The organism is Mycobacterium kiyosense, assembly GCA_021654635.1.
GTDB classification, from domain to species: Bacteria; Actinomycetota; Actinomycetes; order Mycobacteriales; family Mycobacteriaceae; genus Mycobacterium; species Mycobacterium kiyosense.
Window position 1 is genome coordinate 782,586 of the sequence record AP025179.1, and the last position, 25,776, is coordinate 808,361.

19 protein-coding genes and 4 pseudogenes are annotated in these 25,776 nt (G+C 68.4%); 10 read left to right on the forward strand and 13 right to left on the reverse strand.

Features of this window, described 5'->3' with window-relative positions; translation table 11 throughout:
- Positions 1 to 66: 66 nt before the first annotated feature.
- Positions 67 to 687 (forward strand): LON peptidase substrate-binding domain-containing protein, encoded by a 621-nt coding sequence (locus L6444_RS03675; protein ID WP_236983755.1) that lies wholly within the window; start codon positions 67 to 69, stop codon positions 685 to 687.
- Here L6444_RS03675 and L6444_RS03680 read toward each other — a convergent pair.
- The 3 genes and pseudogenes from L6444_RS03680 to L6444_RS03690 all read right to left on the reverse strand — a co-directional run bounded on the left by L6444_RS03680 (position 684) and on the right by L6444_RS03690 (position 4,420).
- Positions 684 to 2,854: pseudogene (locus L6444_RS03680) on the reverse strand (AAA family ATPase). The gene L6444_RS03675 and the pseudogene L6444_RS03680 overlap by 4 nt on opposite strands.
- Before the next feature lies 1 nt (position 2,855).
- On the reverse strand, positions 2,856 to 3,716 hold the full coding sequence (pssA, locus tag L6444_RS03685; protein ID WP_236980674.1) for a CDP-diacylglycerol--serine O-phosphatidyltransferase: 861 nt from the start codon (positions 3,714 to 3,716) through the stop codon (positions 2,856 to 2,858).
- Positions 3,713 to 4,420, reverse strand: coding sequence for a phosphatidylserine decarboxylase (locus L6444_RS03690; RefSeq protein WP_370653075.1), 708 nt, complete (start codon positions 4,418 to 4,420; stop codon positions 3,713 to 3,715). Before L6444_RS03690 ends, pssA begins: the two co-directional genes overlap by 4 nt.
- 37 nt (positions 4,421 to 4,457) lie before the next feature.
- Between L6444_RS03690 and L6444_RS03695 the strand changes: the two genes are divergently transcribed.
- Positions 4,458 to 5,639 carry an MFS transporter gene (locus tag L6444_RS03695; protein WP_236983757.1) on the forward strand — a complete coding sequence of 394 codons (1,182 nt, stop codon included), beginning with the start codon at positions 4,458 to 4,460 and terminating at the stop codon, positions 5,637 to 5,639.
- Here L6444_RS03695 and moeA read toward each other — a convergent pair.
- Complete coding sequence (gene moeA, locus L6444_RS03700; RefSeq protein WP_236980678.1) at positions 5,636 to 6,835, reverse strand: molybdopterin molybdotransferase MoeA; 1,200 nt, start codon at positions 6,833 to 6,835, stop codon at positions 5,636 to 5,638. The genes L6444_RS03695 and moeA overlap by 4 nt on opposite strands.
- 1 nt (position 6,836) lies before the next feature.
- Positions 6,837 to 7,778: an SDR family NAD(P)-dependent oxidoreductase gene (locus tag L6444_RS03705; protein ID WP_236980680.1), complete on the reverse strand. Its 942-nt coding sequence runs from the start codon at positions 7,776 to 7,778 to the stop codon at positions 6,837 to 6,839.
- A 238-nt stretch (positions 7,779 to 8,016) separates the two neighbouring features.
- Here L6444_RS03705 and groL point away from each other — a divergent pair, with 238 nt between their 5' ends.
- Both groL and L6444_RS03715 read left to right on the forward strand, forming a co-directional pair.
- A complete protein-coding gene (gene groL / locus L6444_RS03710; RefSeq protein WP_236980689.1) occupies positions 8,017 to 9,642 on the forward strand; it encodes a chaperonin GroEL in 1,626 nt (541 codons plus the stop codon).
- Between the two features lie 78 nt (positions 9,643 to 9,720).
- Entirely contained in the window at positions 9,721 to 10,545 is an 825-nt protein-coding gene (locus L6444_RS03715) for an SDR family NAD(P)-dependent oxidoreductase (RefSeq protein ID WP_236980691.1), read from the forward strand.
- On the opposite strand, the gene L6444_RS03720 is transcribed toward L6444_RS03715, so the two are convergent.
- The 4 genes and pseudogenes from L6444_RS03720 to L6444_RS03735 all read right to left on the reverse strand — a co-directional run bounded on the left by L6444_RS03720 (position 10,542) and on the right by L6444_RS03735 (position 14,768).
- Positions 10,542 to 11,090 carry a carboxymuconolactone decarboxylase family protein gene (locus tag L6444_RS03720; protein WP_236980693.1) on the reverse strand — a complete coding sequence of 183 codons (549 nt, stop codon included), beginning with the start codon at positions 11,088 to 11,090 and terminating at the stop codon, positions 10,542 to 10,544. The two genes, L6444_RS03715 and L6444_RS03720, sit on opposite strands and share 4 nt — an antisense overlap.
- Complete coding sequence (locus tag L6444_RS03725; protein WP_236980695.1) at positions 11,087 to 11,494, reverse strand: pyridoxamine 5'-phosphate oxidase family protein; 408 nt, start codon at positions 11,492 to 11,494, stop codon at positions 11,087 to 11,089. Before L6444_RS03725 ends, L6444_RS03720 begins: the two co-directional genes overlap by 4 nt.
- Before the next feature lie 9 nt (positions 11,495 to 11,503).
- Positions 11,504 to 12,946 (reverse strand): PPE family protein, encoded by a 1,443-nt coding sequence (locus tag L6444_RS03730; RefSeq protein ID WP_236980697.1) that lies wholly within the window; start codon positions 12,944 to 12,946, stop codon positions 11,504 to 11,506.
- An 86-nt stretch (positions 12,947 to 13,032) separates the two neighbouring features.
- A pseudogene (locus L6444_RS03735) lies at positions 13,033 to 14,768 on the reverse strand (N-acyl-D-amino-acid deacylase family protein).
- Between the two features lie 85 nt (positions 14,769 to 14,853).
- Here L6444_RS03735 and L6444_RS03740 point away from each other — a divergent pair.
- The 3 genes and pseudogenes from L6444_RS03740 to L6444_RS03750 all read left to right on the forward strand — a co-directional run.
- A pseudogene (locus L6444_RS03740) lies at positions 14,854 to 14,937 on the forward strand (VOC family protein); the annotation flags it as partial.
- A 10-nt stretch (positions 14,938 to 14,947) separates the two neighbouring features.
- Entirely contained in the window at positions 14,948 to 15,457 is a 510-nt protein-coding gene (locus tag L6444_RS03745) for a mycothiol transferase (RefSeq protein WP_236980698.1), read from the forward strand.
- Between the two features lie 9 nt (positions 15,458 to 15,466).
- Entirely contained in the window at positions 15,467 to 16,321 is an 855-nt protein-coding gene (locus L6444_RS03750) for a hypothetical protein (RefSeq protein ID WP_236980700.1), read from the forward strand.
- Here L6444_RS03750 and L6444_RS03755 read toward each other — a convergent pair whose 3' ends face one another.
- The 4 genes from L6444_RS03755 to L6444_RS03770 form a co-directional block, all read right to left on the reverse strand.
- A complete protein-coding gene (locus tag L6444_RS03755; RefSeq protein ID WP_236980702.1) occupies positions 16,322 to 17,020 on the reverse strand; it encodes an anti-sigma factor in 699 nt (232 codons plus the stop codon).
- Positions 17,017 to 17,577, reverse strand: a complete 561-nt coding sequence (locus L6444_RS03760; protein ID WP_236980704.1) for a sigma-70 family RNA polymerase sigma factor — start codon at positions 17,575 to 17,577, stop codon at positions 17,017 to 17,019. The genes L6444_RS03755 and L6444_RS03760 overlap by 4 nt, the downstream gene beginning before the upstream one ends.
- 126 nt (positions 17,578 to 17,703) lie before the next feature.
- The gene (locus tag L6444_RS03765; RefSeq protein WP_236983759.1) at positions 17,704 to 20,532 is read right to left on the reverse strand and encodes an MMPL/RND family transporter; all 2,829 of its coding nucleotides are present in this window, start codon (positions 20,530 to 20,532) and stop codon (positions 17,704 to 17,706) included.
- 71 nt (positions 20,533 to 20,603) lie between these two features.
- Positions 20,604 to 20,993, reverse strand: a complete 390-nt coding sequence (locus tag L6444_RS03770) for an MmpS family transport accessory protein (RefSeq protein ID WP_236983761.1) — start codon at positions 20,991 to 20,993, stop codon at positions 20,604 to 20,606.
- 352 nt (positions 20,994 to 21,345) lie between these two features.
- On the opposite strand from L6444_RS03770, the gene L6444_RS03775 reads away from it, so the two are divergent.
- The 3 genes and pseudogenes from L6444_RS03775 to L6444_RS03785 all read left to right on the forward strand — a co-directional run bounded on the left by L6444_RS03775 (position 21,346) and on the right by L6444_RS03785 (position 25,720).
- The gene (locus L6444_RS03775) at positions 21,346 to 22,032 is read left to right on the forward strand and encodes a TetR family transcriptional regulator (RefSeq protein WP_236980706.1); all 687 of its coding nucleotides are present in this window, start codon (positions 21,346 to 21,348) and stop codon (positions 22,030 to 22,032) included.
- Between the two features lie 193 nt (positions 22,033 to 22,225).
- A complete protein-coding gene (locus L6444_RS03780) occupies positions 22,226 to 22,786 on the forward strand; it encodes an MmpS family transport accessory protein (protein ID WP_236980708.1) in 561 nt (186 codons plus the stop codon).
- 68 nt (positions 22,787 to 22,854) lie between these two features.
- Positions 22,855 to 25,720, forward strand: a pseudogene (locus L6444_RS03785) (MMPL/RND family transporter).
- The last annotated feature ends 56 nt before the right edge of the window (positions 25,721 to 25,776 follow it).

The window sequence follows — 25,776 nt, forward strand, 5'->3', positions numbered from 1 at the left end:
ACTTCGTTGCTGCATAGTGGTCGCAGGGGGTGTACGTCCGTGAACCGTGACACAGTCGAGCTGCCGATGTTCCCGCTCGAGTCGGCGTTGCTGCCCGACGAGACGCTGCCGCTGCGCATCTTCGAGCCCCGCTACACCGCGCTGGTGCGCCACTGCATGGAAAGCGAGCGGCCCCGCTTCGGCGTGGTGCTGATCTCGCGTGGCCGCGAAGTCGGCGGCGGCGACGCGCGCAGCGACGTCGGGACGCTGGCCACCATCACCGAGTACGTGGACGGCGGCTCGGGCCAATTCGCGCTGCGCTGCCGGATCGGCGAGCGGATCCGGGTGCGGGAATGGCTGCCCGACGACCCGTTCCCGCGGGCCCGCGTGCAGGTCTGGCCCGACGAACCGGGGCTGCCGGTGACCGCCGCACAGTTCCGCGACGTCGAGGACCGGGTGCTGGCGCTGTACGAGCGGATCGCCGCGGTGCGCGGAATCGAGCTGCCGGACCGCGACGTGCTGTTCGATTATCCGCGCGATCCCGACGACAAGTCGAACATGTTGTACGCGTTGGCCGCTCGCGTACCGATGGGTCCGGCGGACCGCTATGCCGTGCTGGCCGCACCGTCGGCCGCCGATCGGTTGGCCGCCCTGCTGGAAGCCGTGGATTCGGTGACCGCGATGGTCGAGTTCCAGCTGTCCGATTAACCACGCGAGTCGTTGGCGAACGCGCGCAACGATTCCAGCTGCAGCGGATCCAGTGAGGGGCGCACCTTCTCGCGGGCCGCGGCCAGATCGGCCGCGGTGACGTCGGAGGCATCGATGGAGCGGCGCATCGCGGTCAGCGCCGCTTCGCGCAACAGGGCCACGCAGTCCGCGGCGCTGTAGCCGTCCAGGCCCGCGGCCACCTGATCCAGATCGACGTCATCGCTCAGGGGGATGGATTTGCCTGCGGTGCGCAGGATTTCGCGTCGGGCCTGCGTGTCGGGCGGTTCGACGAACACCAACCGCTCCAGCCGGCCGGGGCGCAGCAGCGCCGGGTCGATGAGGTCCGGACGGTTGGTGGCACCCAACACGACGACGTCGCGCAGCGGGTCGATGCCGTCCAGTTCGGTCAGCAGCGCGGCCACCACGCGGTCGGTAACGCCCGAGTCGAAGCTCTGGCCGCGCCGCGGCGCCAGCGCGTCCACCTCGTCGAGGAACACCAGCGACGGCGCGGAATCGCGTGCCCGCCGGAACAATTCGCGGACGGCCTTCTCCGAGGACCCCACCCACTTGTCCATCAACTCGGAGCCCTTGACGGCATGCACGCTCAACTGCCCGGTGCTGGCCAGCGCGCGGACCACGAACGTCTTGCCGCAGCCGGGTGGGCCGTAGAGCAACACCCGCGCGGCGGATCCACACCCAGCCGCGCGAACGTGTCGGGGTGCTGCAACGGCCACAGCACCGACTCGGTGAGAGCCTGCTTGGCCTCAGCCATGTCGCCGACGTCGGCGAGTGTGACGCTGCCGACGCTGATCTCTTCGCTGCCCGAGCGGGACAGCGGCCGGATGACGGTAAGCGCGCCGAGAAGGTCCTCCTGGTTCAGGGTGGGAGCCCGACCGTCGGCGCTGGCCCGCGACGCGGCCCGCAGCGCCGCCTCGCGCATCAGCGCGGCCAGGTCGGCGACAACGAAACCCGGTGTCCGGGAAGCGATTTCGTCGAGGTCGAGGTCGCCGGTGGGCACGTTGCGCAGCAGCGCCTCCAGCAGCGCCTTGCGGGTCGCCGCATCGGGCAGCGGCAGCGTCAGCTCGCGGTCGCACAACTCCGGGGAGCGCAGCCGCGCATCGATCTGATCGGGACGCGCCGTGGTGGCGATCAGCGCCACGCCGTCACTGGCCACCGCCTTGCGCAGCTCGGTGAGGATCAGCGCGGCCACCGGCTCGGCGATCTCCGGCAACAGCGCGTCGACATCGGTGATCAGCAGCACCGCGCCGCCCTGCGCACCGGCACCACGCACGTCCGCCACCGCCGCCGCCACCGACTTGAGGCGGTCGTCGGCCGCCAGCGCGCCGGTGGCCGGACCGTCCAGTTGCACCAGCCTGCGACCGGCGCACACCGCCCGCACCAGCGTCACCTTGCCGACCCCGGCCGGACCCGACACCAGCACACCCAGGTTGGTGCCGGCGCCAAGGCTCTTGAGCAGGTGCGGCTCGTCGAGGGCGAGTTTGAGCCATTCGGTGAGCTTGGCGGCCTGCGGTTGAGTGCCCTTAAGTTCCTCGACCTGCATCTCCGGGGTGGAGACGTCGACGGGCGGGATGATGCGTACCGAGTCCGGAATCCCCGGGCCCCAGCCGACCAGCGTGTTCGGCTGCACACTGACCGGCCCGTCCGGGTCGACCCCGGTCACCGTCAGCAACTCGGAGGTCCAGCTGATTCCGACCGAGGAAGCCAGCGCGCGGGTGGCGTCCGACGTCGAAGTGCCCGGCCCCAGGTCACGCGGCAGCAGCGACACCGCATCGCCGACCGTCATCACCTTGCCCAGCAACGCCTGGCGCAGCGTGGCCGGCGACAGCGATCGGGTGGCCAGGGTCGAGCCGCTCAGCGTCACCGTTCGGGCGCCGTACACGGTGACCGCGCTGACCAGCACCTCGGTGCCCTCGCGCAGACCGGCGTTGGACAGCGTGACGTCGTCGAGCAGCACCGTCAGCACTGGGATGTCCACGGTCGCCATGCCAGCCACCGCGGCGGTGGTCCGAGAACCGGTGAGCGACACCGCATCCCATTCCCGGATGCCCAGGGCGGCGATGGCGCTGGGGTGCAGGCGCACCACACCGCGGCGCGAATCGACCGCCGAGGTGTTCAGTCGCGCGGTGAGGGTGAGTTGCTGAGCCAACTCACGGCCGCCCGCCGGGCTTGCGCAGGCCGAGCCGTGCCACCGAGTGCCGGTTCGGCTGTGCCCGTCGGGTCGCGCGCCGGGCGGCGCGTCGTTCCTTGTTGTTGTCGTCCCACGCCTCGGGGTGCTTGGCCAGCCAGCGCTTGCTGCGCATCGCAAACGGGATGTGGCAGACGTAGGAGATGATGATCACCCAGATCAGGATGTAGGGGTAGACGACCGCGGCGGCCGCGGCCAGCGCCAGCACAGCCAGCAACGGGGCGGCCCAATTAGGCGGCACCGCCAGGGTGTGGAACTTCTTCATCGGCAGCGCGCTGACCATCAGCAGCGAGGTTCCCGCTATCCACAGCGACAGCGCCCAGACCGATGTCCACCAGCCCTCGCCGAACTGCAGTTTGAGGCCGATGGTGCCGATCATGGACACCGCCCCGGCCGGTGCCGGCATGCCGACGAAGTATTCCTTCGCGTACGGGGGCATGGTTCCGTCGTCCAACTGCGCGTTGTAGCGCGCCAGTCGCAGCACCACGCACACCGCGTACAGCAGCACCACCGGCCAGCCGACCGGAAACTTCGACAGCAGCGTCACGTAGACCACCAGCGCCGGCGCCACTCCGAAGTTCACCGCGTCGGCCAGCGAGTCGATCTCGGCGCCCATGCGGGACTGAGCGTCCAGGATGCGGGCCACCCGCCCGTCCAGGGCGTCCAGGATCGCGGCGACCGCGATCAACGCCATCGCCGGTATCGGCTTGTGGTCGAGGGCGAATTTGATCGAGGTCAGGCCCGCGCAGATGGACAGCACGGTCATGGCGCTGGGCAGCAGATGCAGGTCGACGGTTCGCCGGCGCGGCGGCTTGTTGATCATGACAGCTGGGCCAGTACGGTCTCGCCGCCGACGGCGCGCTGGCCGACCTCGGCCAGTGGTTGCGTTCCCGGCGGCAGGTAGGTGTCCAGCCGGGAGCCGAACCGGATCAGTCCGTAGGTCTGGCCGATGGCGAGTTTGTCGCCGACGTGGGCGTTGCACACGATGCGGCGTGCCACCAGACCGGCGATCTGCACGGCGACCACTTCGGCTCCGGTGGCGGTGCGGATCCGCACGCTGGTGCGTTCGTTGGCCTCGCTGGCCTCGGGCAGGTCGGCGGACAGGAAGGCGCCGGGCCGGTGCTGGACGGCGACCACCTCGCCACCGACCGGGGCGCGTTGTACGTGCACGTCGAAGATGGACAGGAAGATGCTGACCCGGGGCAGCGGTGTGGTGCCCATGCTGAGCTCGGCGGGCGGGACCGCGGTGTCGATCACGCAGATCGTGCCGTCCGCGGGTGCGACGACCGCGCCGGCCGCGCTGGGTGACACCCGCGCTGGGTGCCGGAAGAATCCCGCGCACGCGCCCGCCGCCAGCAGCCCCGTGCGGCGCACCCAGCGGTGCCGGTACCCCGCTGCCGCCACCGCCAGACCGGCCGCGACGAACGGCAGGCCGGCCGGGTGCAGCGGGGGAACGGTGGAGCGCACGAGTTCGATCAGGTGCGCCGGTCCTTCGGTGGAGCCAGGGCGTTTTGCCACGCGGGTCATCTTACGGAAGACGCTAGGCTCGCCGGAGGGGTCCGATCTGAATTCCACACAACATCCGCGCTCGCCGGAGCTTCGCCGCGCCAAGGTGGCCGTCACTGCAGCGTTCCTCGCCCACGCTGTGGTGTTTTCGTCGTGGGCCGCGCATATTCCGCAGGTGAAAGGCGATCTGGGGCTCGACGACGGGCAGCTGGGAACCGCGCTGTTCGGGGCTCCGCTGGGCTCGGTTGCGGCCACAGTGTGTTGCCACTGGGCGTTGCCACGCTGGGGCAGCCGCCGGTTGGTGCCGGTGCTGGTCGCCGGCTACGCCCTGGCGGCGATGACGGTCGGCCTGGCCACCTCGGGTCTGTGGTTGTTCGCGTCGCTGGCGCTGTGGGGCGCCTTCCAGGGCGGTCTGGACGTCGCGATGAACACCTCGGCAGGCACCGTGGAGCGCCTCGCGGGCTCCCCGATCATGGCCCGCTTCCACGGTATGTGGAGCGTCGGCGCCCTGCTGGGCGCGTTGATCGGCGCCGCATGCGTGACGGCGGGCATTGGGCTGGAGCCGCAACTGGTGTTCCTCGGGGTACTGGTCCTGGTGGTGGTGCGACCACTCACCCGGCACCTGGTCGCGGGGGAGGCGGTCGCTGCGTCGCCGGAGGCGCGTGGCCGCGCCCGGATCACCCCGACCGTCGCGATCCTGGCCGCGGTGGCCTTCGCCTCCTTTCTCTGCGAGGGCGCTGCCACCGACTGGTCGGCCAACTACGTGCACGACGTCATCGGTGCTGGGCCGGGTCTGTCGGCGCTGAGCTATGCGGCCTACACCCTGGCGATGGTCGCGGTCCGGTTCGGCGCGCTGCGGCTGCATGCGCGGGTGCCGGCCCGCCGGTTGCTGCCCGCGCTGGCGCTGATCGCCGTCGTCGCAATGGGCGTGACGCTCGCGACGGCCAACCCGGTGCTGGGTGTGATCGGGTTCGCCGGCCTGCGGGTTGGGGTGGCGCTGCTGGTGCCGACGGCATTCAGCGCCGCGTACGGGGCCGGCGGTGGGGGATCGGCGATCGCGATCGTGGCCGCGACCGGCTGGGTGGGTTATCTGCTCGGCCCGCCGCTGATCGGCCACCTCGCCCAGTGGGCCGGACTGTCGGCGGCGCTGGTCGTCATCCCGGTGGTGCTTGCAGTCACCGCGATTGCGATCCGATTCGGCACGGCGTTCGACGCGGCCGACGAGTTCCACCGGTCTTAACTCAGGTCCCACACCTGCAGCTCGGTTCCGGCGGGCACCTCCACGACATCCTCGGGAATGTCGAGTAGCCCATTGGCCGACGCCAGCCAGCGCAGATGGTGCGACGCCGGGGGGCCGTAGCTGGTGACGCGCCCCTCGTCGAGGACGGCCCGACGGAATTGCCGCTTGCCCCGCGGAGAGGTCACCGGCTCGGTGAGCACCGCGGTGCGCAGGGGCCGGTGCGGGTGCGGCAAGCCCATCGCCGCGCGCAGCGCGGGCCGGATGAACACCTCGAAGGACACCAGCGCGCTCACTGGATTGCCGGGCAACGTCACGATCGTGGTGCCGGCCACCGTGCCGACACCTTGCGGCATACCCGGCTGCATCGCCACCTTGACGAATTCGACACCCGCATCGCCGGCTCGGCCGAACGCGTCCTTGACCACCTCATAGGCACCGGCGCTGACGCCGCCGCTGGTGATGATCAGGTCGGCATCACCGGCGTAGCGGTCCAGCACCGCATTGAACTGTGCGATGTCGTCGCCGGCGGTCTGGGTCGCAAGCACCTGCGTGCCGGCCTCGCGCAGCGCGGCAGCCAGCATCACCGCGTTGGACTCGTAGATCTGCCCGGGTTGCAGTTCGGTGCCCGGCGCCACCAGCTCCGACCCGGTCGAAATCACCAGCACCCGCTGCCGCGGAGTCACCGTCAGCTCGGCCAGGCCCAGCGCCGCCACCAGGCCGAGCGCGGCCGGCGTCAGCACCGCGCCCGCGTTCAGCACGGTGGTGCCGGCCGCGACGTCCTCCCCGGCGCGGCGGATGTGCCGGCCGGGGGCGGCGGGCTGGTGGATCGCGACCGAGTCGACGCCGCCGTCGGTGGCCTCGACCGGCACGATGCCCGTCGCGCCCGCCGGCAACGGGGCCCCGGTCATGATCCGGTGCGCGGTGCCGGGCCGCAGCGTCAACGAATCGGTGCGCCCGGCCGGGATGTCCTCGGTGACCGGCAGCACCACCGGCTGCTCGGTAGTGGCGGCGGCGGTGTCGTCGGCGTACACGGCGTATCCGTCCATCGCGGAGTTGTCGAAAACCGGCAGCGACAGCGGGGCGACGACATCGGCGCCCAGCACCAGGCCCAGCGTTTCGGCGAGCGGGACCGTCGCGCCGGGCCTGGCCCGGATCAGTTCGGCGACGATGCGCTGGTGTTCGGCGACCGAGCGCATGTCAGACCGGGAAGCTGACGCCGGTGAGCTCTTCGGAGACCGCCCACAACCGTCGCTGCAGGTCTTGGTCGTGCGACTGGGCGCTGGACTGGACCAGCTTGGGGTGGCCGCGCTGCTCGGCGAAACCGTCGGGGCCGTAGTACTGGCCGCCCTGCACGCCCGGATCGGTGGCGGCCCGCAGCGTCGGCAGGGCACCCATTTGTGCGCTCTGGAACAGCAGCGGCCCGAGCGCGTTGAGCGGCCGCAGCAGCCGCGGGATGTTGCGGGCCAACTCCGTACTGGAGCCACCGGGGTGGGCGGCGACGGCGATGGTGGACACCTCGCGCGCCTTGCCCGCCGCTTCCAGTCGCCGCTGCAATTCGTAGGTGAACAGCAGATTGGCCAGCTTCGACTGCCCGTAGGCGCCGATCCGGCTGTAGCTGTGTTCCCACTGCAGGTCGTCGAAGTGGATCGCGGCGCGCAACCGGTGGCCGAGGCTGCTGACGGTCACCACCCGGGATCCACGGACCCCGAGCAGGTGATCGAGCAACAACCCGGTGAGGGCGAAATGACCGAGGTGGTTGGTGCCGAACTGCAGCTCGAAACCGTCCTCGGTGAGTTCCTTGGGCGTCCACATCACCCCGGCGTTGTTGATCAGCAGGTCGATGCGGGGGTGGCTGCCCCGGAGCGCGTCGGCGGCCCGGCGGACCGATTCCAGCGAGCTGAGGTCCAGTTCCTGCAGCCTCAGGTCGGCGTCGGGCTTAGCGGCCCGGATCTTGGCCAGCGCGGCGTTGCCCTTCTCCTGGTTGCGCACCGCGAGCACCACCTGCGCGCCATGAAAGGCCAGCTCAGCAGCGGTGTGATAGCCCAGGCCGGTGTTGGCGCCGGTGATGATGACGGTGCGGCCGTGCTGGTCGGGGATGTCGGCGGCCGTCCAGTTGCGGCCGTTCTCGCGGGAGCCCATGGCCCGAACATAGCTCAGCCCTGGGCGAACGGCGGTGGGCGATCTTGCACTCGGCATAGGCGAGTGCTAAGAATGACGTTGGCACTCGCGACCGGCGAGTGCTAGGTCGGGACGGTGAGGTCCAGCGCAAAGCCGCTTGGGTCGTCCGTCGCGGGCACTGCGCCCGGCCAGCGTAAGTAACGGGGTTGTCGTCACCCGGTAACCCCTCTCATTCCCAATCCGGAGGAATCACTTCGCAATGGCCAAGACAATTGCGTACGACGAAGAGGCCCGTCGCGGTCTCGAGCGGGGCCTCAACGCCCTCGCCGACGCGGTAAAGGTGACGCTGGGACCCAAGGGTCGCAACGTCGTACTGGAGAAGAAGTGGGGCGCCCCCACGATCACCAACGATGGTGTGTCCATCGCCAAGGAGATCGAGCTGGAGGACCCCTACGAGAAGATCGGCGCCGAGCTGGTCAAGGAAGTCGCCAAGAAGACCGACGACGTCGCCGGTGACGGCACCACCACGGCCACCGTGCTGGCGCAGGCACTGGTCAAGGAGGGCCTGCGCAACGTTGCTGCCGGCGCCAACCCGCTGGGTCTCAAGCGCGGCATCGAGAAGGCCGTCGAGAAGGTGACCCAGACCCTGCTGGCCTCGGCCAAGGACGTCGAGACCAAAGAGCAGATCGCGGCCACCGCGGGCATCTCGGCGGGCGACCAGTCGATCGGCGACCTGATCGCCGAGGCGATGGACAAGGTCGGCAACGAGGGCGTCATCACCGTCGAGGAGTCCAACACCTTCGGCCTGCAGCTCGAGCTCACCGAGGGCATGCGGTTCGACAAGGGTTACATCTCGGGCTACTTCGTCACCGACGCCGAGCGTCAGGAAGCGGTCCTGGAGGACCCCTACATCCTGCTGGTCAGCTCCAAGGTGTCGACCGTCAAGGACCTGCTCCCGCTGCTGGAGAAGGTCATCCAGGGCGGCAAGCCGCTGCTGATCATCGCCGAGGACGTCGAGGGCGAGGCGTTGAGCACCCTGGTCGTCAACAAGATCCGCGGCACCTTCAAGTCCGTCGCCGTCAAGGCCCCGGGCTTCGGTGACCGCCGCAAGGCGATGCTGCAGGACATGGCCATCCTCACCGGTGGTCAGGTCATCAGCGAGGAGGTCGGTCTCTCGCTGGAGAACGCCGACATCTCGCTGCTCGGCAAGGCCCGCAAGGTCGTCATCACCAAGGACGAGACCACCATCGTCGAGGGCGCCGGCGACTCCGACGCCATCGCCGGCCGGGTGGCCCAGATCCGCGCCGAGATCGAGAACAGCGACTCCGACTACGACCGCGAGAAGCTGCAGGAGCGCCTGGCCAAGCTGGCCGGCGGTGTTGCGGTGATCAAGGCCGGAGCCGCCACCGAGGTGGAGCTCAAGGAGCGCAAGCACCGCATCGAGGACGCCGTCCGCAACGCGAAGGCCGCCGTCGAGGAGGGCATCGTCGCCGGTGGTGGCGTGGCCCTGCTGCAGTCGGCTCCGGCGCTCGAGGACCTCGGCCTCAAGGGCGACGAGGCCACCGGTGCCAACATCGTGCGCGTGGCGCTCGAGGCTCCGCTGAAGCAGATCGCCTTCAACTCCGGGCTCGAGCCCGGTGTGGTGGCCGAGAAGGTTCGCAACTCGCCCGCCGGGACCGGCCTGAACGCCGCCACCGGTGAGTACGAGGACCTGCTCAAGGCCGGCGTTGCCGACCCGGTCAAGGTGACCCGCTCGGCGCTGCAGAACGCGGCGTCCATCGCCGGGCTGTTCCTGACCACCGAGGCCGTCGTCGCAGACAAGCCGGAGAAGGCCGCCGCTCCCGTCGGCGACCCGACCGGCGGCATGGGCGGGATGGACTTCTAAAGCAAGTCCACCGCAGCGAAAAAGCCCGGTCCCTCACGAGGGGGCCGGGTTTTTTCGTCGGCCTTGTAGGTTCGCAGTGTGGCACTTCCGACTCCGACACCAAGCAGCACCGCCGTCGTCACGGGCGCATCATCAGGCATCGGCGCCGACATCGCACGTGAGCTCGCCGGCCGCGGCCACGGCGTCACGCTCGTCGCCCGTCGCGAGGACAAGCTGCGGGCACTCGCCGAGGAACTCGCCGCCCGCGGCGGCAACGTCGAGGTGGCAGCCTGCGACATCGCAGACCCGCACGCCCGCGCCGGCCTGTTCGACGAGATCGGCGGGCGCGGCCTGACCGTCGACATCCTGGTCAACAACGCCGGCATCGGCACCATTGGGGCGGTGGCGAAAACCGACGTCGACAAGGAGACCGCTCAGGTCCGGCTCAACGTCGAGGCCCTCGTCGACCTCACCACCCGCGCCGTCCAGCAGATGGTGCCGCGCGGCCGCGGAGCGATCCTCAATGTCGGGTCCACCGCCGGCTTTCACCCCTTCCCCGGTCAGGTGTGCTACTCGGCCACCAAGGCGTTCGTGCATACCTATACCGAGGGCCTGCGCGGCGAATTGGCCGGCACCGGTGTCACCGTCGCGCTGCTGTGCCCCGGGCCGGTGCGCACCGAGTTCCTGGTGCGGGCGGGCATGGACGAACGCACCTTCGCCGACGCCTTCCCCAAGTTCATGTGGATGCCGTCCCGGGACGTGGCGCGGACCGGCGTCGACGCCCTCGACGGCGACCGCGGAACGGTCATCCCCGGACTGCCCAGCCGGCTCAGCACAAGGCTGTTCCAGTTCATGCCCCGGCGACTGTTGTTGCCGTTGCTGAACAGCCAGCACCCCGGCCTGAAACGGGACCGCTCGGCCTAGCCCGGCCAGCGCCGCATCCAGCCCTCCACCGGCAGCGCCAGGGCGTTGCACAGGGTGCAGATGGTGCGGTACCAGCCGACCGCGGTCAGCAACTCGATCCGTTGCTCGTCGGACAGGAAACCGCCCAGCGCCACCCAGGTGGCGTCCGTCCAGGAGCCGGTGCGCTCCAGTTCGTCGACTGCCTCGATCAGCGTCCGCTCGTCGGCACTCCAGCGCACGGCGCCGCCGGTGACCAGGGCGTCGCACTCGGTGTCACTGACGCCGGCGATCGGACCCCAGAACGCGGCTTGTCCACCCCACTCGTACCGGCAACCCAGCAACGCACAAATGCGCAGGATCGCGATGGTGCGGGTGCGCGGCGGCAGCAGCGCTGCCACGTACAGCGCCTCCCCGAGCTTGCGCAGCCGGGCGGCCAGCGCCGGATGGCGCTGCAGGCAGCGCACCAGCAGCAGCGGCTCATAGCTGCGGTCCGGATGCCCCCAGCTGTTGATACCGGCGGCGTCGTCCTCGCTCCACGGCGGAGCGAGTGGTTCGACGCGGCTCACGTGACCGGCAGGCTGAACACGACGCAGTCGTGCAGGCAGCCCTTGGCCGCGGACGGGTGGTCGGCGTTGCGGTGCAGCAGGGCTCGGGTGGGCGTGACTTCGCAGCGCACCGCGCCGGCGCCGGCCTCGCTGAGCTGGGCGCGGCCGTCGACGATCAACGAGTATCCGCCCGGCTCGGACGGCGGCCAGAGCAGCGTGACCCCGCCGCGGCGGGCCAGGTTGGTGCGGGTGCCGCCGCCGATCAGCCCGACGTCCAGGACGGTTCGGTCGCGCAGCACGGGTTCGACCGTCACGGTGTGCGCCCGATAGTCGTCGTCGACGGTGATCAGATAGGCGAACGGATAGTCCGACAGCGCGGCGGCCAGTCGGTCGAAGTCGACCTTCTTCGCGGTCTTACGGGTCATGGACCCTTACTACTCCGACCGCACCGGGAACTTGATGACCCGGTTCGCGCCGGCGGTGTCGCGGTCGATCTCGGGGTAGAAGTTCGACTTCGGGATGCTTGGTGTGCCCGGCCGCGCGGTCGGGTCGGTGGGCGGGCTGTAGAAGCCGGTCACGTTGCTGGCGCTGGCCCGCAGACCCGAATTGGCGGCCGCGCTGCTGGTCGGGTTGGCCGACACCGGGCTTGGGCCGGCGGAGTCCAGCGGGGCGGCCGGGGCAGGGGCCGCGGCGACGACCGGCGCGGCGCCGATTCCGGAGCTCAGTGCGCTCGCCAGACCGGTATGCAAGCCGCCGGTACCGGCCAGCGCCGAACCCAGCAGGCCCGAACCCAATGCTGCCGTTCCCAGGCCGCCGGTCGCGTAGTGCGCGGTGTTCGTCAACACGGCTTCGGCACCGCCCGGCACGCCGTTGTACATGCCCGACGCCCACGGGGTGAGACCGCCGGCGAAGCCGGTGGTGGCGCTTCCGGAGTTGCCGACGCCGGCGTTGAAGACTCCTGAGTTACCGATGCCGGCGTTGTCGACCCCAGAGTTGAAGAAACCGGTGTTCCCGGTGCCCGAGTTGCCGAACCCGACGTTGCCGCTGCCCGAGTTGAAGCCACCGAAGCCGACGTCGTGGTCACCGGTCAGCCCGAACCCGAAGTTCATGCTGCCGGTGTTGGCGAAGCCGAGGTTGTTGCTGCCGAAGTTGCCGAAACCGATGTTGCTGTTGCCGGTGTTGCCGATGCCGAAGTTGTAGCTGCCGGTGTTGCCGACGCCGATGTTGCCGCTACCGCTGTTGCCGCCGCCGACGTTGTAGTTGCCGGCGTTGTTGTTGCCGATATTGCCGAAGCCGCTGTTGCCGAAGCCGAAGTTGATGCCGTTCTTGCCGATGTCGATGCCGAGGTTGCGCAGCACCTGCTGCCACGGCGCCAGCTGCGAGGCGGCCATCGACGCGTCGAAGTGATAGTTAGCCATGGCGGCGACGTCGGCGGCCCACATCTGTTCGTAGGCGGATTCGGTGTCCATGATCGCGGGCCAGTTCATGCCGAAGAAGTTGGTGGACGCCAGCATCTGCACCAAGCCGCGGTTGGCGGCCACCACCGCCGGCTGCACGGTGGCCGCCACCGCCGCCTCGAACGCCGCCGCCGTCGCGGTGGCCTGCGCCGCGGCCTGGTCGGCTTGAACCGCGGCAGCGCTGAGCCATGCCATGTACTGCGTCGCGACTTCCATCATCGCCGCGGCCGACGGGCCCAGCCACGATGAGGTGGTCAGCTCTTGTGTGACAGCGGTGAACGAGGCCACCGAGGACGCCAGATCTTCGGCCAATCCGCCCCACGCCGAGGCAGCCGCCAGCAACGGTCCCGCGCCGGGACCGGCGAACATCAATGCCGAGTTGATCTCAGGCGGCAACCACGCGAAATGCGGGCTTGTCACCACCCAAACTTACCCGCCACATACTTTTGCCGTGGGCATATCGACTAACCGGTAGGCCCAATTCTCAGTCGCTTGACAGCAAGGTGTCAGGCCGGGACGGGCGCCGCTTGTCGCCCGCGTACCAGTTTGCCGGGGCGGGCCGAAGTGGGCACTCCGTTCTCGGCGATCACCTCGCCGGAAACCACCGTAGCGACGTACCCCTGCGCCGTCTGGTCCAGCCGGCGTCCACCGGCGGGCAGGTCGTAGGTGATGGTCGGTTTGTGCAGCCGCAGCCTCGCGTGGTCGATGACGTTGAGGTCGGCTTTGTAGCCGACGGCGATGCGGCCGCGGTCGGCCAGGCCGGCGATGCGCGCCGGCACCGACGTCAGTTCGCGGACCGCTTCGGGCACACTGAAGCGGCCCGTCGCGCGATCGCGCGCCCAGTGCGCCAGGAAGTACGTGGAGTAGCTGGCGTCGCAGATCATGCCGTAGTGCGCGCCGCCGTCGCCGAGCCCGAGCACCACGTCGTCGCGGTGCAGCAGTTCGCCCACGGTGTCCAGCGAGTTGTTCTGCAGGTTGCTGGTTGCGACCAGCAGCATGGCCCGGCCGTCCTCGTCGAGCATCCGGTCGTAGGCCTCCTCGATGGGCTCCACCCCGCGGGCCCGCGCCCGGGCCCCGATGCTTGTCGACATGTCCGGTTCGTAGCTGGGATTGTCGTCCAGCGGGAAGATCCAGTCCCACATCTGGGCGGCGTACAGGATCGGGTGACCCGCGCCGGGCTTGTCGGCCAGGATGCGGGCGCGCACTTCCGGCTTGCGCATTTCGGCGACGCGTTCGGCCAACGGCAGGTGCGCGATCTCGCGGTAGCTCGGGTAGAGCACGAACGGGTTGGCCGACAGCTGCAGCCCGATGATCAACCCGATGGGACGCGGCAGCAGCTGTGCGGTGACGCGGAGTTCGCCCGCGGCGCTGTTGGCCTTCTCGATCATGGTGATCGCCTCGGGCCAGGTGGGTTCGCCCGTGCTGGCGATCACCAGGGTGAAGGTCAGCGGCAGGCCGACGTCTTCGGCGACGTCGAAGACCGTCTGCAGGACGTGCTGATAACCCCTGGTCGGGATGTCGGGCACGAACTGCAGCAGCCCGCCGCCGCCGTCGACGACGCCGCGGGCGATCGCCTCGATCTCCTCGCGTCCCGCTTCGTAACTCGGAATCGGAGCGCCGCTTTCGGTTTTATGGATCATCAGCCGCGACGACGCGAAACCCAGCGCCCCGGCCTCGACGGCCTGCTTGGCCAGCGCGCGCATCCGGGCCAGATCCTCTTCGGTGGCGGGTTCGCGGTCGGCGCCGCGCTGGCCCATCACATACACCCGCAGCGGAGAGTGCGGCAGGTAGGCCGCGACGTCGATGTCCCGCCGTCGCGACTCCAGGGCGTCCAGGTATTCGGGGGAAGGTCTCCCAGGTCCAGGGCAGGCCGTCGGTCATCACCACCCCGGGGATGTCCTCGACACCGGCCATCACGTCGACCAGCACGTCGTGGTCCTCCTGGCGGCACGGCGCGAACCCGACGCCGCAGTTGCCCATCACCACCGTGGTCACCCCGTGCGCCGAGGACGGCGTCAGCCGGTCCGACCAGATGGCCTGGCCGTCGTAGTGGGTGTGCAGGTCGACGAAGCCCGGCGTGACCAGCAGCCCCGTCGCATCGATCACCCGCGCCGCCGTGGCCCCCTCCGGCGGGCCGACCGCGGCGATCACGCCGTCCCGCACCGCGACATCACCGACGAACGGCTCACCCCCCCGACCCGTCGACGATGGTGCCGTTGCGGAGGAGAAGGTCGTAGGTCATCTAAACAATCTACGACCCGTTCGGCGGGTGGTGCCAGAATCGCCGACGGCTCCGCCACGGGCCCCAACGGGAAGTCCACGTCGCATTCCACCCCGGCTACTTCGGTGCGTTCGTGCGTGATCCGCACGGCAACAACGTCGAAGCCGTCCGGCACGGCGCGACAGGGTAGCGTCGCCGCCATGGCAGCAAGCGACGAAGCGGCCCGGGAACTGCTCCGGGACGCGTTTACCCGGCTGATCGAACACGTCGACGAGCTCACCGACGGCCTGACCGACGAGGTCGCCGATTACCGGCCGACGCCCGAAGCGAACAGCATCGCGTGGCTGATCTGGCACAGTGCCCGCGTCCAGGACATCCAGCTGGCGCACGTCGCCGGCGTTGAGCAGGCGTGGACCGACTGGGTGGACCGGTTCGGGCTGGACTTGCCGCGCAATGACACCGGTTACGGGCACAGCGCGCAGGACGTGGCCAAGGTGCGCGCACCGGCCGATCTGCTGGCCGGCTACTACCGCGCCGTGCATCGGCTGACGCTCGAGTACGTGGCGACGGTGACCGCCGACGAACTCGCCCGTGTCGTCGACACCAACTGGGATCCGCCGGTGACCGCCAGCGCTCGGCTGGTCAGCATCATCGACGACTGCGCACAACATCTGGGCCAGGCCGCCTACCTGCGGGGCATGCAGCAGTAGGAGTCAGTCGTGCGATTGCTGGCCGGGCTCGTCAAGGCGTTGTGCTGGCTGCTGGCCACCCTGGCGCTGGCGGTGGCGGTACCGGCGGGCTGGGCGCAGGCCGACATCGTGGACGAGGACGGCTACGCGCGGCTGGCCGAGCGGGCCGCCCGCGACCCGGCGCTGCAGGCGGCGATGGCATCCGAACTCACCACTCGGGCGGCGGCGCTGATCAACGAACACAGATTCCAGGTTGACAGTGCGACGGTGCACGACGTTGCCGCCGCGTTCACGGCCGGCCCATCGTTCCCGCCGCTGTTCGCCGAGACGAACCGCGCCGCGCATGCCTGGCTGTTCACCGCCCCGTCGTCCGGCGGCGAGCGATGGACGGTCGACGTGGCCCCGATGCTGCGGGAGACGTCGATTCGGCAATTGCTGAACTCCTACCACGTGCAGGTGCCCGACACGTTGCGGGTGCCGGTGACCGTCTCCGGGCCGGTGCACCAGGGCGAGTTGCATCGCGCGGCGGTGTGGGGCCCGTGGGTCAGCCTCGGCGCCGCACTGGGCTGCGTGGTGTTCGCGCTGATCACCCTCGCCGCCGCCCGCGGCCGGGGCCGTGCGCTCACCAGCCTCGGGGTGTCGGCGCTGCTCGTCGGTGCGGCGGGCTGGGCCGGGATCGAGATCGGCCGGGGCTATCTGAACGAGCAACTGAACCGGACGACCGGTGACATCCGCCGGATGGCCGACGTGCTGGTCGGTCATGCCGAAGACAGCCTGCACCGGTGGCTGAACGTGACGCTGGCCGCCGGCGCCGCACTGGTGGTGGTGGGGTTTCTTGTCGCGATGATCGGCGGCGTGCTGGGGAAATCCCGGCGCACCGGCTGATCAGCCCAGCGGCAGCTGCGCCAGGATCGCCCCAGTAGGCTGCGGCGACCCGCTGCCCGATTCCACCGTGAACGCCAGCGCGCTCGCACCACCCAGGTTGTCCAGCGTCGCCTTGGTGGACGGCGCCACGGCCGCGGCATCCATCGTTCCCGCCGAGGCCGGACCGTTGCTGCGCATCAGCCACATCTGGTAGACGGTGCCCGGTGCCGGCGGAGCCACGTTGTTCATCACCAGCACCCCCGCGTTGCGCTCGCGGGAGAACATCACCGTGGCCGTCCCGGTGCCCAACGTGCCCGACACCGTGCGCACGTCAGGTGCGGCCAGAACCTGCTCGGCGACGCTCGGTGTAAGGGACGGCCGGCTCAGCACCCCGACGCCGAACGCACCCAGACCCACCACGATTGCCGCTGCGGCTGCGAAAAGCGCTGTGCGCCAGCGTGATCGGCTCTCAGCGCGAGCCGGGGCGGCCAGCGCCAGCACCGCTGCGCGCAGCCGATCCGGCGGTTCGACGGCGTCGGCCGACGACAGTGCCGCCATCGTCTCGCGAACGGCGCGCACCTCGGCGGCGAACTCGGCCGCCAGCGCGGCGGGCGCGTCCGCGACCCGGGCGTCGATCTCGGCCCGCTCCGCGGCCGACAAGGCGTGCAGCGCGTAGGGGGTGGCCAGCTCGAGCAGGTCGAAGTCGTCCGGTTCGGTCATGACACGTCCAGGCAGCTGCGCAGGCCGCGCAGCGCGTCCCGCATGCGTGACTTGATGGTGGACAGGTTAGCGGCCAACCGCTGCGACACCTCGGCGTAGGTGAGCCCGCCGTAGTAGGCCATCTCGATGCACTGGCGCTGGGCGTCGGTCAACGCGTCCAGGCAGCGGATCACCCGGCGGCGTTCGTCGCCGGCGATCGCCGAATCGGCGACGACGTCCGCGGCGGGGTCGACATTGGCTGCCCCGTAACGGGATTCGCGTTGTGTGCCGGCCTGCTCGCTGCGCACCCGGTCGACCGCCCGGCGGTGCGTCATGGTCATCAGCCAGGCCAGCGCGGAACCCCTGGCGGCGTCGAAGCCGGCCGCGGTCCGCCACACCTCGAGGTAGATCTCCTGGGTGGTCTCTTCGCTGTAGCCGGTATCCCGCAACACCCTGGTCACCAGTCCGTACACCCGGCTCTTGGTCTGGTCGTAGAAGTCGGCGAATGCCGCGTTGTCGCCGTCGGCGATCCGGCGCAGCAAGGCGTCCAGGTCGCGAGCCTGTTGCGGTGCGGTCATCGTCGGTAGCCTAACGCCAGGTCGCGTCCGCGCGAGCGGCCCGGCCATCACCCGGGCGCCCGGGTACGAATCAAGCAGTGCACCTTGGGTATTCGGAGTCCCAGGTCGGCCGGACGGGTACCTGTCTCAGCGTTCGCTGCTGAGCGCCATCGGCCGGGTCTGCTCGTCGGCGCGCAGCAGCGCGGGACTGCGCGCCGGACGTGTCCGCACCCGCAGCGGCCACCAGAACCAACGGCCCAGCAGTGCGGCGATCGACGGCGTCATGAACGCTCGCACGATCAGCGTGTCGAACAGCAGACCCAAACCGATGGTGGTGCCGACCTGGCCGATCATCCGTGCGTCGCCGATGATCATCGAGGCCATGGTGAACGCGAACACCAGGCCCGCGTTGGTCACGACCTTCCCGGTGCCGCCCATCGACCGGATGATGCCGGTGTTCAGGCCGGCGTGTATCTCCTGTTTGAAGCGGGACACCAGCAGCAGGTTGTAGTCCGATCCGACCGCCAGCAGCACGATGACCGACATCGCGATCACCAGCCAGTGCAGGGGAATGCCGAGGATGTGCTGCCAGACCAGCACCGACAGTCCGAAGGAGGCGCCCAGCGACAGCGCGACCGTGCCGACGATCACGGCGGCCGCGACGAAGGCCCGGGTGATGATCAGCATGATGATGAAGATCAGGCACAGCGAGGAGACGCCGGCGATCACCAGGTCCCATTTGGCGCCGTCGGAAATGTCCTTGAACACCGCCCCGGTGCCGGCCAGGTAGATCTTGGCGTCCTCCAGCGGGGTGCCTTTGAGTGCCTCCTCGGCCGCGGTGTGGATCTTGTCGATGCTGGCGATGCCCTCGTCGGAGGCGGGGTCACCGCGGTGCAGGATGATGAACCGCGCCGCGCGCCCGTCGGCGGACAGGAAGTTCTTCATGGCGCGCTTGAAGTCGGCGTTCTTGAACACCTCGGGCGGCAGGTAGAACGAGTCGTCGTTCTTGGCGGCATCGAACGCATGGCCCATCGCCGTCGCGTTCTCGCTCATCTCGTCCATCTGGTCGAAGATCCCCGACATGGTGCTGTGCATCGTCAGCATCATCGTGCGCATGCTGACCATGGTTTCGATCATCGGCGGGAAGGTGGCGATCATCTGGGGCATCAGCGTGTCCAGTTGCTTGATGTCGCCGACCAGCACGTCCAGTTTCTCGGTCAGCTGGTCGATGCCGTCCAGCGCGTCGAAGATCGAGCGCATCGTGAAGCACACCGGGATGTCGAAACAGTGCTTCTCCCAATAGAAGTAGGAACGGATCGGCCGGAAGAAGTCGTCGAAGTTGGCGATCTTGTCGCGCAGGTCGTTGGTGATCTGCTGCATCTCCTCGGTGTCGCCCACCATCTTGTGGGTGACACCGACGAGCTTGGTCATCAGCGCGTACATCTGCTGCATCAGGCCGATCGTCTTGGTCATCTCGTCGGCCTGTTTGAGCATGTCGTTCATCCGGTCGCGCTGGTACTTCATGGTCTGTACCTGGCCGGCGTTCTGCATGCTCATCTGGAACGGAATCGAGGTGTGGTCCATCGGCGTGCCGTCGGGCCGGGTGATCGCCTGCACCCGGGAGATTCCCGGCACCCGGAAGATGCCCTTGGCCAGCTTGTCCAGCACCAGGAAGTCCGCCGGGTTGCGCATGTCGTGATCGGACTCGATCATCAGGATCTCCGGCTTCATGCGGGCCTGGGAGAAGTGGCGATCGGCGACGGCGAAGCCGGTGTTGGCCGGGATGAACGCGGGCAGATAGGCGCGGTCGTCGTAGCTGGGTTTGTAGCCGGGCAGGGTGATCAGGCCGACGATGGCGATCGCCATGGTGACGGCCAGGATCGGCAGCGGCCAGCGCACCACGGCCGTTCCCACCTGGCGCCAGCCGCGCACTGACAACACCCGTTTAGGGTCGAACACCCCGAACTTGCCGGCGACCACCAGCACCGCCGGACCCAGCGTGAGTGCGACGAGGACCGCGACCAGCATGCCCACCGCGCAGGGGATGCCCAGTGTCTGGAAGTAGGGCATCCGGGCGAAGTGCAGGCAGAGGGTGGCGCCGGCGATGGTCAGCCCGGAGCCCAGGATCACGTGCGCGGTGCCGTGCCACATGGTGTAGAACGCTGTTTCGCGGTCCTCGCCCGCTTGGCGGGCCTCCTGATATCGGCCGATGATGAAGATGCCGTAGTCGGTGCCGGCCGCGATCGCCAGCGAAGTGAGCAGGCTGACGGCGAACGTGGACAGGCCGATGAGCCCGCTGTGACCGAGGATGGCCACGGTTCCCCGCGCGATGCTCAACTCGACGCCGACCGTGATGAGCAGCAGGAGCACGGTGAGGAAGGACCGGTAGATGAAGATCAGCATCGTGAAGATCACCACCACGGTGGTGATGGTGATCTTCGCCATGGATTTGTCGCCGCTGTCGTGCAGGTCGGCGGCCAGCGCCGACGCTCCGGTGACGTAGGCCTTGACCCCGGGCGGCGCCTTGATGCCGTCGACGATCTTGCGGACGGCCAGTACGGATTCGTTGGCCAGCGGTTCGCCCTGGTTGCCGGTGAGGATGACCTGGACCGTCACCGCCTTGGCGTCGTTGCTCTGGGCGCCCGCGGCGGTCAGCGGATCACCCCAGAAATCCTGGATGCTCAGGACGTGTTTCTTGTCGTCTCGCAGCTTGCGGACCATCTCGTCGTAATAGCGGTGCGCCTCGTCGCCGAGCGGTTTGTCGCTTTCCAGCACGATCATCGCGTAGCTGTCGGTCTCACCCTCGTTGAACGCCTTGCCGATGTGGCGCATCGCGACGAACGACGGCGCGTCTTTGGGGCTCAAAGAGACCGATCGCTCTTGCCCGACGACTTCCAGTGAGGGTACGAACAGGCTAAGCAGGATCACCACCCCGACCCAGAACAGGATGACCGGCACGGCCAGGGCGTGCAGCATGCGCGGGATGAACGGCCGGTGGCCGTTTTCGGCGGCGGCCGGGCCGTCGAAGCCGCGGGAGTAGGTGGTACTCACGCGGACTTCACCAGGCAGAAGGTGAAGGCGTTGACCGAGTTGGATATCCGCTCGGCCTTGACCACGTCGTCGACCAGGATCCGGCAGCCGATGCTGTCGCTATCGCCTTGTGCCACAAGGTTACTCACCATCGCCGCCTTGGTGGTGCTGATGTGTAGCGACCACGGCAGCCGCGCCCCGTCGACGCGTTGTGGGTCGGAGTTGACGTCGAAATAACTGATGTCCGCGACGGTACCCGGCGGTCCGAACACCTCGTAGGTGATGCGTTTGGGGTTGAACGGCTCGGGATTCTGCAGGTTGCTGTCCGCGTAGGACGGCCGCTTTTCCGAGCCGAAGTAACCGTGCACGCGGTACACGATGAAGGCGCCGACGGCCACCACCACCATGACGACCAACGGGATCCACACGCGCGACAGCAGCTTGAAAATCGCAAATCCCTTTCTCGGTCGTCATTTTCATGTCGTGGGTGGTCTGTGACCCGACGTGCTCGACCGCCCCGATGCCGTGGTGCGTCGCCGGGGACGGCCGTCCGGCAACCAAGGATTACCTAAGTAAAACATGTCGCCGTCGAGGGTCGAACAGCCGTTGCTCGCCGGCCGATCGGTCGGATGTCGGGGCCCGGTCGCTACTCCTTCTCCTCGCGCCAGATTGTAACGCATATCACGTGCGTAACGGGGGGCTGTCGGACGGCCGCTACCTGCACAAATCACGCTCTGTGCGTTATGCAAATCACATCGTGTGCGTTATCCTCAGCCGGTGGCGCAACTCGCTTTCCGACGCGCCCGCACCGCGGAGAACAAGCGCCAACGTGCGGCGGCACTCGTCGAAGCCGCGCGCTCGCTGGCCCTCGAGACAGGAGTCGCCTCCGTCACGCTGACGGCCGTGGCCAGTCGGGCCGGCATCCACTACTCCGCGGTGCGCCGATACTTCACCTCGCATAAAGAGGTGTTGCTGCAGCTGGCCGTCGAAGGCTGGGCGCGGTGGTCCACAACGGTGTGCGAGAAATTGGCCGAGCCCGGCGAGATGACGCCCGCGCGGGTCGCCGAGACGCTGGCCAACGGATTGGCCAGCGACCCGCTGTTCTGCGACCTGCTGGCCAACCTGCACCTGCACCTCGAGCACGAAGTCCAGATCGAGCGGGTCGTGGAGAACAGGCGGGCCATCTCGGCCGCGGCGATCGCGCTGGCCGGCGCCGTCGAGCAGGCCCTGCCCGACCTCGGGCGCTCCGGGGCCTTCGACATGCTGATCGCCGCCTACTCGCTGGCCGCGGCGTTCTGGCAGATCGCCAATCCGCCCGAGCGGCTCTCCGACGTCTACGCCGAAGAGCCCGGGGCGCTTCCGCCGGAATGGAACATCGACTTCGATTCCGCGCTCACCCGGGTCCTCACCGCGACTTGCATCGGTTCGCTCGCGGGGTCCCGATGACAAGCGCATGGACGCGGCGGTCCGAACCCGGCAGGCCGACGGCGACGTCTCGGGCGGTGGCGAAGGCCTTGAGGCACAAGGTTTTTGTGCACTACGCCGAGATTTTTCGCCGATCGTGCATTAGGTTAGAGGACCTAAGTTGACAAATAGGCTAAGTAATTGGCGGCTCAGGTCACAGGTTAGGAACGCGCCCATGACGACGACCGAGCCAAGGACCGACCCGGCGGCGGCTCCGGAGTCGGCTGACGGCAGGAACGCCACCGCGACTCGCCAGGGGGCCGAGCGGCGCGGAGGTCTGTGGAGCCTCGTCACCCGGTTCTGGCTCATCCTCACCGTGCTGGCCGTCGTCGCGCTGTCGGGATTCGTCGTCCACCGCCTGCACGGCGTCTTCGGCGTTCGCAGCGGTTCGTTCGGTGGCGGCTCATCCGGAGACGTCATCGACCAGTTCAACCCCAAGACAATCACGCTCGAGGTCTGGGGTGCACCGGGCAGCACCGCCACCATCAACTACCTCGACGAAAACTCCCATCCCCAGCAGGCTCTTAACGTGCCCCTTCCGTGGAGGACAGAATTGAAGTCAACCAAGCCCGGAATCCCGGCCAACCTGATGGCGCAGGGAACCGGCAGCTGGATCGCCTGCCGGTTCCTGGTCAACAACAACGACGGGCGCGGTGACGTCGTCAAGGCGCCGAATCATTCGCCGCCCGACCAAACGGTGAATGCCTTCGTCTACTGCTTGGACAAGTCGGCGTGAGCGAGACCACCGAGGCTCCGCCTCCGCCGCGCGTCGAGCAACCGCTGATCCCGCCGTTCCTGCCGCGAATGATCCACCGGCTGGCGCTGCCGATCGTGCTCGTCTGGCTGGGCATCGTCTTCATCACCAACACCGTGGCCCCGCAGCTGGAAGTCGTCGCCAAGACGCACTCGGTGTCGATGAGTCCGACCGACGCAGCGTCCTTCCAGTCGATGATGCGCGTCGGGTCGACGTTCAAAGAGTTCGATTCCGACAACTCGGCCATGATCCTGCTGGAGGGCGACAAGCCGCTCGGCGCCGAGGCGCACAAGTACTACGACGAGATCGTCCGGCGCATCGAGCAAGACAAGAAACACGTTCAGCACGTCCAGGATTTCTGGAGCGATCCGCTGACCGCCGCGGGCTCCCAGAGCCACGACCAGAAGGCCGCATACGTTCAGGTCTACCTCGCCGGCAACATGGGCAGCGGCCAGGCGAGCGAGTCTTCCGAGGCCGTCCGCAAGATCGTGGACTCGGTGCCCGCGCCCCCCGGGAATCAAGGCCTACGTCACCGGCGCGGGTCCGCTGTTCGCCGATCAATCCCACGCGGGTGAGAAGGGCGTCGCCGTGGTCACCCTCATCACCCTGGTGGTGATCGTGGTGATGCTGCTGTTCGTTTACCGGTCGGTGAGCACGGTTGCGATCATGCTGGCCATCGTGTTCATCGAGCTCGCCGCGGCCCGCGGCGTCGTCGCGACGCTGGGCAACTACGGGATCATGGGGCTGTCGACCTTCGCCAACAACATGCTGGTGCTGGTGGCGATCGCCGCGGGAACGGACTACGCGATCTTCGTCGTCGGCCGCTACCACGAGGCCCGTGGTCTGGGCGAATCCCGCGAAGAAGCGTTCTACACCATGTTCCACAGCACGGCGCATGTGGTGCTGGGATCCGGCCTGACGATCGCCGGCGCGATGTACTGTCTGAGCTTCTGCCGGCTGCCGTACTTCGAGTCGCTGGGGGTGCCGTGTGCCGTCGGCATTCTGGTGGCCGTTCTCGCGGCGCTGACCCTGGGTCCCGCGATGCTGACGGTGGCGTCGTTCTTCAAGCTGATGGATCCCAAACGCAAGCTGCAGACCCGGGGCTGGCGCCGCATCGGCACCGCAGTAGTCCGCTGGCCCGCACCGGTTCTCGCGGTGACGATCGCGGTTGCGCTGGTAGGTCTGCTCGCCCTGCCCGGGTACAAGACGGACTACGACAACCGGCACTATCTGCCGTCGGACACCCCGGCCCAGATCGGCTATGCGGCCGCCGACCGGCACTTCGACCAGGCTCGGCTCAATCCTGAGCTACTGATGATCGAAACCGATCACGACCTGCGCAACTCGGCCGACTTCCTGGTCCTGGACAAGGTCGCCAAGGCGGTTTTCCACGTCCCGGGCATCGGCCGCGTGCAGACCATCACCCGGCCGCTGGGCACCCCACTGGACCACAGCACCCTCGGTTTTCAGATGAGCGCTCAAGCCGCCGGACGCATCCAGACCCAGCACTATCAGGAGCAACAGGCGAACAATCTGCTCAGCCAGGCCGACGAGCTGCGCAAGACGATGGCAACCCTGCATCAGCAGATGCAGGTCACCCAGGACCTGAGCAATACGACGCACGAAACCACCCGGCTGACCAAGGAAACGGTGCAGATCACCGAGAAATTGCGCGACGACATCGCCACTTTCGACGACTTCTTCCGGCCGATTCGTAGCTACTTCTACTGGGAGAAACACTGCTACGACATTCCGATCTGCTGGGCGCTGCGGTCCATCTTCAATGCGCTGGACGGGATCGACCAGGTGGCGCAGAACATCGTTGCCCTCAGCGCGAACCTGGACAAGCTGGACCAGATTCAGCCCCAGCTCGTCGCGTTGATACCCCCGCAGATCGAGAGCCAGCAGCGCAATCTCGACACCATCATGTCGAACTATGCGACCACTGCGGGTCTCAACGACCAGGCGAGAGCGCAGTCCGACAACGCCACCGCCCAGGGGGACGCCTTCGACAGGGCGCGCAACGACGACACGTTCTACCTTCCGCCGGAAGCGTTCCAGAGCCCAGACTTCGCGCGGGGTCTCAAACAGTTCATCTCGCCGGACGGGCACGCTGTCCGGTTGATCATCTCCCATGAGGGCGACCCGGCGACGCCCGAAGGCATCAACCTCATCCAGCCGATCCAGCGGGCTGTCCACGAGGCGATCAAAGGCACGCCGTGGGAGGGCGCCAAGGTCTACCTCGGCGGTACCGCCGCCACGTACAAGGACATGCACGACGGGTCCAACATCGACCTGATGATCGCCGGAATATCCGCGGCCACACTGATTTTCATTATCATGCTGATCATCACCCGCAGCGTGGTGGCGGCGTTCGTGATCGTCGGCACCGTGTTGCTGTCGCTGGGCGCCTCGTTCGGTCTCTCGGTGCTGCTGTGGCAGTACATCCTCGGCTTCAAGCTGCACTGGATGGTGCTGGCGATGGCGATCATCCTGCTGCTCGCGGTCGGCTCGGACTACAACCTGTTGCTGATATCGCGGTTCAAGGAGGAAATCCGCGCCGGGCTGAAAACGGGGACGATCCGCGCGATGGCCGGCTCGGGCTCGGTGGTGACCTCGGCAGGTCTGGTGTTCGCCGCCACCATGGCCACCTTCATGTTCAGTCCGCTGCGGGTGATGGCCCAGGTGGGTACGACGATCGCGCTGGGCCTGTTGTTCGACACCTTGATCGTGCGGTCGTTCATGACACCGGCGCTGGCCACCCTGCTCGGGCGGTGGTTCTGGTGGCCGCAGCACGTGCGCCCGCGCCCGGCCAGCACCATGCTGCGACCGTACGGACCGCGTCGCGCGGTGCGCGAGCTGATTCTCAACGACGTCGACGAGCATCCGCCGGGCGGGCTGGTGCAAAAGCGCTAATACGCTGGTAGACAAGCGCATTAGCGAGTCCGAACACCGGCGAACACCGGTCGCTT

Coding starts and splice junctions, on each gene's coding strand:
- moeA (WP_236980678.1), bottom strand. CDS start 6,835: ATGCGCTCGGTCGCCGAACACCAGCGCATCGTCGCCGAACTGATCCGG.
- L6444_RS03745 (WP_236980698.1), top strand. CDS start 14,948: ATGGCAGCAAGCGACGAAGCGGCCCGGGAACTGCTCCGGGACGCGTTT.
- L6444_RS03755 (WP_236980702.1), bottom strand. CDS start 17,020: ATGACCGAACCGGACGACTTCGACCTGCTCGAGCTGGCCACCCCCTAC.
- L6444_RS03780 (WP_236980708.1), top strand. CDS start 22,226: ATGACGACGACCGAGCCAAGGACCGACCCGGCGGCGGCTCCGGAGTCG.
- L6444_RS03770 (WP_236983761.1), bottom strand. CDS start 20,993: ATGGTGGTGGTGGCCGTCGGCGCCTTCATCGTGTACCGCGTGCACGGT.
- L6444_RS03675 (WP_236983755.1), top strand. CDS start 67: ATGTTCCCGCTCGAGTCGGCGTTGCTGCCCGACGAGACGCTGCCGCTG.
- L6444_RS03725 (WP_236980695.1), bottom strand. CDS start 11,494: ATGACCCGTAAGACCGCGAAGAAGGTCGACTTCGACCGACTGGCCGCC.
- L6444_RS03705 (WP_236980680.1), bottom strand. CDS start 7,778: ATGGGCTCCCGCGAGAACGGCCGCAACTGGACGGCCGCCGACATCCCC.
- pssA (WP_236980674.1), bottom strand. CDS start 3,716: ATGATCAACAAGCCGCCGCGCCGGCGAACCGTCGACCTGCATCTGCTG.
- groL (WP_236980689.1), top strand. CDS start 8,017: ATGGCCAAGACAATTGCGTACGACGAAGAGGCCCGTCGCGGTCTCGAG.
- L6444_RS03760 (WP_236980704.1), bottom strand. CDS start 17,577: ATGACCGCACCGCAACAGGCTCGCGACCTGGACGCCTTGCTGCGCCGG.
- L6444_RS03690 (WP_370653075.1), bottom strand. CDS start 4,420: ATGACCCGCGTGGCAAAACGCCCTGGCTCCACCGAAGGACCGGCGCAC.
- L6444_RS03765 (WP_236983759.1), bottom strand. CDS start 20,532: ATGCTGCACGCCCTGGCCGTGCCGGTCATCCTGTTCTGGGTCGGGGTG.